This window comes from Treponema sp. (genome assembly GCF_017430385.1).
Lineage (GTDB): Bacteria > Spirochaetota > Spirochaetia > Treponematales > Treponemataceae > Treponema_D.
Window position 1 is genome coordinate 23,352 of the sequence record NZ_JAFRNB010000133.1, and the last position, 6,651, is coordinate 30,002.

Here is a 6,651-nt window from a genome sequence, read left to right on the forward strand (position 1 = left end):
AAAGATTTTCTTGAAATAAGCTAAAGCTGTGCTATAATTACTCCTATAGACTTTCTGTTTATAGGAGTTTTTTTATGTCAAAAAAATTGGATCCAGCCAAAAAAGAAATGCGTTCTAGTTTGGTTAGGCGGCTTATTCTTTTTATTGGGCTTGTCATCGTTGCAGTAAATGCTATTCAGGTTGCATTTGTCACATCAAATGCTAAAAAGGATATTATTGCGGAAGATCTCCACATGTATGAGAACATGATGCAGGGGTATTCTGTTGCTTTGCGCAATGATTTGAACGGATATTTCCGTGAGCTGAACGGATATATTCACTCTGACATAGTAAAAGAAGGTGACTTTAAGGCTTGTGCTGAATGGCTTCAGGATCCCGAACATACATCAATGCGTGGTGATTTTGACTATGTTATGATTACAGATACTAACGGAAAGGCTTACACAGATTTGGGCAGCACAACCGACATTAAGGAGCGTGATTATTTTAAGGCCATCATGCATGATGGACAGGAACGATTCATCGACAATCCTGTTATCGGAAAAACGACCGGAAAGCCTGTAATTCATGTTTCAAGCCCTCTTCGCGACAGAAACGGCAAAAAATTTGCAATGGTGACCGGCATCGTAAGTTTGGGAACCATCACAAAAGAAATCAGCCAGATTAAAATCGGAAAAGAAGGTTATGGATTTTTGGTCGCAGGTGACGGTATGGTTATCGCACATCCTCGCGAAGACTGGATTATGCAGAAGAATCTTATAACGGATCTTAAAGAGGACGGCAAAAATGCAAGTCTTATTACAGCCATGAAGAATGTTACTAGCGGACAGTCTGGTGAAATTTGGACAGCTGCATCGGAGCGCAAAGGCGAAGATTTGATTGTTTACAGTCCGATTGAAGGCACTCCATGGGGATTTGCGCTTGCAATTCCTGACGTTCAGATTTACGAATTGGTCAACAATATCCGAAATCTTATGATTATTTTTGCGGTTGTAAGTGTTTCTGCCCTTGCATTGATTTCCGGATTCCTTTTGATTGCTTCCCTCAAGCCTCTTTCTATAGTAGAAGGCGCGATTAGTGGAATTGCTTCTGGCGATGCGGATTTGACAAAACGAATCGAAATCGACTCTAGAAATGAGATTGGTTATGTCGTAAAAGGTTTCAACGCATTTGCTTCAAAATTGCAGGCAATTATCGGCGATGTCAAATCTTCAAAAGACGAGCTTATGGTTGCTGGTGAAAATCTTTCCGGGGCTACGCAGGACACTTCAAGTTCAATCACTCAGATTATCGCGAACATTGATTCAATGAAGCATCAGATTGACGGTCAGAATCAATCTGTCTCACAGACAGCGGGTGCGGTCAATGAGATTGCTTCAAACATCGAGTCTTTGGAGCGCATGATTGAATCACAGTCAAGCGGCGTAACCCAGGCGAGTGCGGCCGTCGAGGAGATGATAGGAAACATTTCTTCTGTAAACGGTTCTATGGAAAAGATGGCACACTCATTCAGTGAGCTTCGTTCTAATTCACAGACGGGTATTTCAAAGCAAAAGGCCGTCAATGACCGAATCACTGAAATCGAAAGTCAGTCACAGATGTTGCAGGAGGCGAATGTTGCAATCGCGGCAATCGCAAGCCAGACAAACCTTCTTGCTATGAACGCGGCTATTGAGGCGGCTCATGCGGGCGAAGCAGGAAAAGGCTTTGCAGTCGTCGCAGATGAAATCCGTAAGCTTTCCGAGACATCTACGGCTCAGTCAAAGACAATCGGTGATCAGCTTTCCAACATCAAGGAATCAATCAATCAGGTCGTTTCTGCTTCCGGCGAGTCGGCGATTGCATTTGAAGCCGTTTCCCGAAAGCTTGAAGAGACTGATGCGCTTGTCATGCAGATTCGTGCCGCAATGGAAGAGCAGAACGAAGGTTCACAGCAGATTACCGAAGCTTTGCACACAATGAACGACAGCACTGTTGAAGTCCGAAATGCCTCAAACGAAATGTCCGAGGGCAACAAGATGATTCTCAAGGAAGTTCAGCAGCTTCAGAATGCGGCTATGACAATGAGCCAGAGTATGGAAGAAATGGCAATCGGTGCAAGAAAAATCAACGAAACCGGTGCTGCCTTAACAGAAGTTTCCAACCAAATCAACAACTCAATCAGCAAGATTGGCGAGCAGGTTGATAAGTTTAAGGTCTAAAATGGCACCAAATGCCTATAGCTTGCTAAGGCAAAAAACGGCTGGAGTCGGGGTTGCGACACAAACTCGCCTGAGCTTTGCTCACTGCGATGTTTGATGGCGCGTTCCTGGCGGAAAGCCGTTTTTTTGTTTCGACATCTAATTGCATTTGTTGACATTTTTTAGCATTTTCTGCTAAATTTCCACTATGTTAAAGAATATCGATGTTTTTGAAAAAGACCCGATTCCAAAGGCGGTCTTCAAGCTGGCTCTTCCTACCGTTTTGAGCATGATTGTTGCTGTTTTTTACAATATGGTAGACACATTTTTCGTAGGAAGAACGGGTGATCCTAATCAGGTTGCTGCGGTGAGTGTGGCGACTCCTGTATTTTTGTTCTTTATGGCTGCCGGCAATATTTTTGGTATGGGCGGATCCTCGTTTCTCAGCCGTGCTCTTGGTGAAAAGCAATATGACAAGGCAAAGAAAATCAGCTCGTTCTGTTTGTACGCGGGTTTTGCCACAGGTGTAATCGGCGCGATTCTGATGCTTACTTTTATGGCACAGATTCTCAATGCTGTCGGTACAAGTGAAAACACTTTCGGCTTTGCAAAGTCATACCTCTCATGGATTGCTTATGGCGGTCCTGCAATCGTAATTTCCACGGCTTTCACAAACTTGATTCGTGGAGAAGGTGCGGCTCAAAGCTCAATGAAAGGAATGATGGCCGGAACGGTGGCAAACATCATCCTCGATCCTATTTTCATCCTTGATTCTTTCCTCGGAATCCCATGCCTCGGTCTTGGTGTTGCCGGTGCTGCAATTGCAACTGTAATCGGTAATCTTGTTTCAATTCTCTTCTTTTTCATTCATGTCTGTAAGCCTGGTTCAGTCCTAACATTAAGCCCAAAATATTTCGCAATTCGTAACGGAATTTTAAAAGGCGTTCTTTTAATCGGTTTGCCGGCTTCAATCACAAACATCCTCATGAGTTTGAGCAATATCCTCATGAATACATTCCTCGTAACTTACGGTGATGTTGCCGTCGCAGGCATGGGAATCGCGATGAAGGCAAACATGCTCGTAGTTTTCGTGCAGCTTGGTTTGGGTGCAGGGGTTCAGCCGCTTGTAGGATATAACTTCGGAGCGAGAAATTTCCGCCGCATGAAGGACACGATGAAATTCGCCGTTTTGTGCAATATCATCGCGGGCGTTGTCTTGACTTTCGCTTATTTCATCTTTACTCGTCAGATTGTAAGCGTGTTTATCGGAGACGAAGCTGTAATTGAAATGGGCGTAAAAATGCTCCGTGCACTCATGTATTCCAGCCCATTCCTGGGAATTCTCTTCGTTTTGAACTTCTCGTTCCAGGCCATGGGTAAAGCAAAAGAATCATTGGCACTTGCAATCAGCCGTCAGGGATTCGTCTTTGTTCCATGTACCATCATCATGAATAAATTGATTGGTCTCGAAGGATTGATTCTCTCGCAGCCAATCGCAGATATCGGCTCAATTTTAATCGCCGTCACGATGTTCCTGTTTATGAACAAAGAATTTAGGGACATGCGTTCCTAGTGTACTTTAGCTTATTTTTTTGCTAAAATAGTTCCCCATGAAGCGTTTTATTCCGGTCATTTTTGTTTTGACCGCGGCTTTGCTGGCACTTTTGTTTTTCAGCAGGAACCTTTTTGTAAAAAATACATCAATTTCTCGTGCCCGTGTAGTAATTCCTTTGGTCGGCGCAGCTGACGAAAAAACGCAGACAAACGAATATTCTGATGGTTTGCAGCAGACATCTTTTATTCAGCTTTCAAATGGCGAAACTTTAGTCGGAACGCTCGAAATGGACATTGACGGAGATGGTGCTGACGACCAAATCAATATGGTAAAGACGGCATCAAGTCCGTACATTGTCCTGATTGTCGGCCTGTATGAGCCAAAAACAGGCAGTTATGTCCGATCAAATTTCATTGCAACCCAAATCACGCAGATGAAAACATTTGCCTGCACGAGCATGGATGTTCTTGGCAATCATAAAAATGCACTTGTCTATCAGGGGATTACTGACAGCGGCACTGTCGTCCTAAAGATTTTCATGGGAAGCCGCAACCGGGCGGGGGAATTCGTTCTCTCTCCAATTGGTGATTTTGAGGCTGACGGCACGATTTTCATTCAGCAGAGTCCGCGTAGTGAATCTTACGAGCTTTCGCAGACAAAAGGTGAAAGTTTTCCTGTGTGGGTTTACACTTCGGAGCAAAAGAAAATCAATTCTGAATCATCGCAGCTTGATCAAATTCAGACCATGTACAGCTGGAATGAAGACGAACAGGCTTATGTCGCTACAAAAACTCTCCGTGTTTCAGGAAACCGCATTGCAGCAAAGGAGCTTGCCCGAATTCAGGATGGAACTGTAGCAACTTTTGGAAAATTTCTGGACGGACTTTGGTACAAAACTGAAAACACAGGTTCAAGCATCAGATATATTTCATTCGATTTTTCCAATGCTGAAATCATTTTTGAGTACGAGGATTCTGAGGAAGTTTATTCCTGGTTAAAAAGCACTCTCCGCCGCAACGGAATCTATTTTTCTGCGGTAAACAAGTCAATCGAAAATCTCCAGAGGCGTTTTGACATTTCTCTGGTCAGCACGGACGAAATCAAAATCAAACTTCAAGATGATGTCCGCATGTTGATTAATGAAAGCACTCAATGGGATGGAAATTACAAAAAATTCGTTTCAAGGGATGTTAAAAAAGAATCAAAAACGAAGCAGTCTGAATGTATTGAGAAACTTGTCAAGCAAGGTACTTGGGAAACAAACGATAGCACGATTCTAAAATTCTCAGAAGGTACATACACTGCAAACGGTAAAACTTCTTATGATTCTGGAAGGTTCACGGACAATGAAATTGCTGGGAGCACGCTTCTCCAGTTCCGCTCTTTGCATGAGGTTCCATTTTTCAAAGGCTCTTACATTCCCGCGTTCCAGTCTGAAAAGGATAAGGACACCGTTCTGCTGTATTCTGCCGTGATAAGCCCTGAAGGTTTTTATCAGGAATCTGTTCCGCCACTTGTCCTAAAAAAATATACGCCTCCAAAAGACGATGAAGTTGAAAAAGTTGAAGAGATTCAGTCTTTTACGGAATCAAAAGTTTCTCAGAATTCAAAAGAACCAAAACTTTCCGTTGGAATTTCTCCGCAATATTTCTCTCCTGATGGCGATGGTGAATATGATGAGCTTACTGTTATGGTCAAGGCGGAGTGTGATTCTCCATTGAAGGGCTGGTCTTTCACTGTCGAAGATCCGGCAACGCTCAAGCCATTCTGGACGACAAAAGGCACTGATAAACTCCAGGAAAAAATCGTTTGGGATGGAAAGAGTGCTCGTGGTGAGGTCGTTCAGTCGGCTACGGATTATCCTTATGAATTTACGGTAACTGATTCAAATAATCTTTCAAGCACGGTAAAAGGTTTTGTAAAAGTTGATGTTCTTGTCGTGCGTGAAGGCGAGCGAGTTAAAATCCAAGTTCCTTCTATTACATTCCGAAGTGATGCGGCGGATTTCAAAACAACCGAAGAGCTCATGCAGAATCCGAACTATGATGGAAAAACAAAAGGTCTCGACCAAAAGACTCTTGAAAATAATGTCAAAGTCTTGGGGCGAATCTCTGAAATCCTCAAAAAATTCCGTGATTACAGCGTTCAAATCGAAGGAAACGCAAACAATCTTTCTGGAAGCCAGAAGGAAGAGGATGAAGTTAAGCTCCTTTCTGAGCAGCGCGCTCAGTATGTCCGTGACTGGCTCGTAAAAGACGGCGTGCCTGCTGCAAATCTTAAGGCTGTCGGTAATGGTAGTAAAAATCCCGCAACGCTTTCAACGGCTCTTGAAGACCGCTGGAAAAACAGGCGAGTAGAATTTATTTTGAAAAAGTAGTAAGGTATTATGCTATGACTGCTAATGAATTACGCTCAAAGTACATTGAGTTTTTTAAATCAAAGAATCATGTTGAGATTTCTGGACAGAGCTTGATTCCGGAAAATGACCCTTCAGTTTTGTTTACGATGGCTGGTATGCACCCGCTCGTTCCGTATTTGCTTGGCGAAAAGCACCCGGCGGGAACCCGATTAACTGATTACCAGAAATGTATCCGCACAGGTGATATCGAAGAAGTTGGCGACCCAAGCCACCTCACCTGTTTCGAAATGCTCGGAAACTGGTCTTTGGGCGACTATTTCAAAAAAGAATCAATTGCTTTCTCTTACGAATTCCTTACAAGCAAAGACTGGCTTGCTCTCGATCCAAAAAAACTTTCCGTAACTGTTTTTGCAGGTGATGAAAATGCTCCTCGTGATGAAGAAGCTGCCGGCTACTGGAAAGAGAACGGCATGCCAGAAGACAAAATCGCATATCTTCCGGCTTCTGACAACTGGTGGGCAGCAGGTCCAACAGGTCCTTGTGGCCCTGATACAGAA

Annotated in this window: 4 protein-coding genes; all 4 read left to right on the forward strand. The window is 43.5% G+C overall.

Annotated elements, in window-relative coordinates:
- The first annotated feature begins 74 nt into the window (after positions 1-74).
- A complete protein-coding gene (locus IJJ71_RS09995; RefSeq protein WP_296846728.1) occupies positions 75-2,201 on the forward strand; it encodes a methyl-accepting chemotaxis protein in 2,127 nt (708 codons plus the stop codon).
- 187 nt (positions 2,202-2,388) lie between these two features.
- On the forward strand, positions 2,389-3,753 hold the full coding sequence (locus IJJ71_RS10000; protein ID WP_296846730.1) for an MATE family efflux transporter: 1,365 nt from the start codon (positions 2,389-2,391) through the stop codon (positions 3,751-3,753).
- Between the two features lie 37 nt (positions 3,754-3,790).
- Positions 3,791-6,112, forward strand: coding sequence for a pallilysin-related adhesin (locus tag IJJ71_RS10005; RefSeq protein WP_296846732.1), 2,322 nt, complete (start codon positions 3,791-3,793; stop codon positions 6,110-6,112).
- Positions 6,113-6,126: 14 nt separating this feature from the next.
- Positions 6,127-6,651 (forward strand): alanine--tRNA ligase-related protein (locus IJJ71_RS10010; protein WP_296846734.1); only part of this gene is annotated, 525 nt, incomplete at its 3' end.